We start from the raw sequence: 2047 nt of genomic DNA, 5'->3' as shown, positions 1-2047 counted from the left end.
AAGGCCGGCACGCATTCGCTGGTGTGGGACGAGGCGGTCAAGATATCCGGCGCAGACCCAGATTTCCATCGCCGCGACCTCTGGGAGCGCATCGAGGCCGGTGCCTATCCGGAATATGAGCTGGGCGTGCAGGTGTTCACCGAAGAGCAGGCTGACAAATTCAGCTTCGACATCCTGGACGCCACCAAGATCATCCCGGAAGAGCTGGTGCCCGTGCGCCGCATCGGCCGCATGGTGCTCAACCGCAACCCGGACAACTTCTTTGCCGAAACGGAGCAGGTGGCCTTTTGCGCGGCCCACGTGGTCCCGGGCATCGATTTCTCCAACGACCCGCTGCTGGCCGGGCGCATCCATTCGTATGTGGACACGCAGATCTCGCGGCTGGGTGGCCCCAACTTTCATGAGCTGCCCATCAACTCCCCCATCGCTCCGGTGCACAACAACCAGCGCGATGGCATGCACCGCCAAGCCATCCACCGCGGAAAGGTTTCTTACGAGCCCAATTCCCTCGCCGGCGGCTGCCCCTTCCAGGCCGGTGCTGCACAGGGGTTCGTGTCGGTGCCAGCGCGCATCGAGGCCAAGGAGGCGCAAGGCAAGGTGCGGGCCAAGCCCGAGAAGTTTGCCGACCACTACACGCAGGCCCGGTTGTTCCTGGAGAGCCAGACCCCTGTGGAGCAGGCTCACATTGCCGCCGCCTTCCGTTTCGAGTTGAGCAAGGTCACGGTGCCGGCGGTGCGCGAGCGCATGATCTCGTCGCTGCTGAACGTGTCCGACGACCTGGCCAACAAGGTGGCGGCGGGACTGGGCATGGACGTGTTGCCGGAGCCCATGCCCCGCGCACTGGCCAAGCCGCCCAAGCCCGAAGTGGCCAAGTCCGACGCGCTGTCGCTGTTTGCACGGCCCGGCGACGGCAGCCTGATGGGCCGCAAGGTGGCCATCCTCGTCGCAGACGGAGTGGTGGGGCAGCCTGCGCTGGACCTGCAAGCCGCGCTGTTTGCGCAAGGGGCTGTCGGCCGTTTCGTGGCGCCGCGCATCGGGCCGGTGAAGACTGCCGACAAGGTGGCCATCAACGCCGATGCGTCGCTCGAGAACGAGCCGGGCTTTCTGTTCGACGCCCTGGCGCTGCCCGACGGCGATGCCGGTGTGCAGGCCTTGTCCCGCGATGGCCACACGATGGAGTTCCTCAAGGACCAGTACCGCCATTGCAAGACCATTCTGGTCATGCCAGCGTCGGCGGCCCTGATGCTCAAGGCGCAGATTCCGTCCACGCTCCCATCGGGTGATCCCGATCCAGGGATAATTCTTGGCGCCACAAAAGCGGATTTGGCTGCCTTCGTTGCTGCCATATCGCGTCATCGTCACCCAGAGCGGGAGTCTGACCCGCCAATTGTGTAAGGAACGCGCGCGGCCGCATGGTCACGCATGCGCGCCGCGCCTACCTTTAGTTCGTATGCGCGCTTGTGGAGGCTGCATTTCGCTGGCGTTGAATGCTGGTGAGCGATAGCGCGTTGCTTGATCATGCGCGAGTGGGTGCTACCCAGCGTAATTCCTAGGCGAGGAACGTCGGCAGACAGGGAATACATCTTCAGCGTCGCGCACAGCACGTCCCTCACCGCTCACCTTACAAGCTTAGCAAAAACACTGAGGCGGGGCTTTACGGGGAGGCTGTCGCTATTGAAGGGTTCTGGAACGATCTAGCCCTACATAGAAACTTTGAATTGTTTTGTGGCTATCCGCTTTCTGCCTTCAAAGCGACAGAGCAAATGGCTTCGTTGCAGCATGTGTGCAGAGCGCACACTGACTTTGTGGGCAGCAAGGCTGCTGGCCCACCTAAAACAGGGGAGACAATCCTGAACGGGATATATAAAAATCCCCTCGACCATCTACTCGAGCTGGCTGAGTTTGTAGAGAACGGTGATGAGTGCCTCCATCAAGTGGCGTTCGACGGCACCAACATTTGGGCCAACATGACTCGCCCCGGGTTTCGCGGAGGCTGTTTGGTTTAAGTCAGGTCACCACAGCAGTGGCCTGATTGGCACGTTGCCGA

The 2047-nt window shown here is 61.9% G+C and carries 1 protein-coding gene; it reads left to right on the top strand.

The window, feature by feature from the left end; genetic code table 11:
* The coding region (locus tag ACSQ3D_RS27830; RefSeq protein ID WP_436129028.1) for a catalase at positions 1–1395 on the top strand (1395 nt) is incomplete at its 5' end.
* Positions 1396–2047: the final 652 nt, after the last annotated feature.

The organism is Acidovorax sp. LjRoot117 (assembly GCF_964252695.1).
Classification (GTDB): Bacteria; Pseudomonadota; Gammaproteobacteria; order Burkholderiales; family Burkholderiaceae_C; genus Acidovorax.
This window is presented reverse-complemented; position numbering and strand designations above follow the sequence as displayed.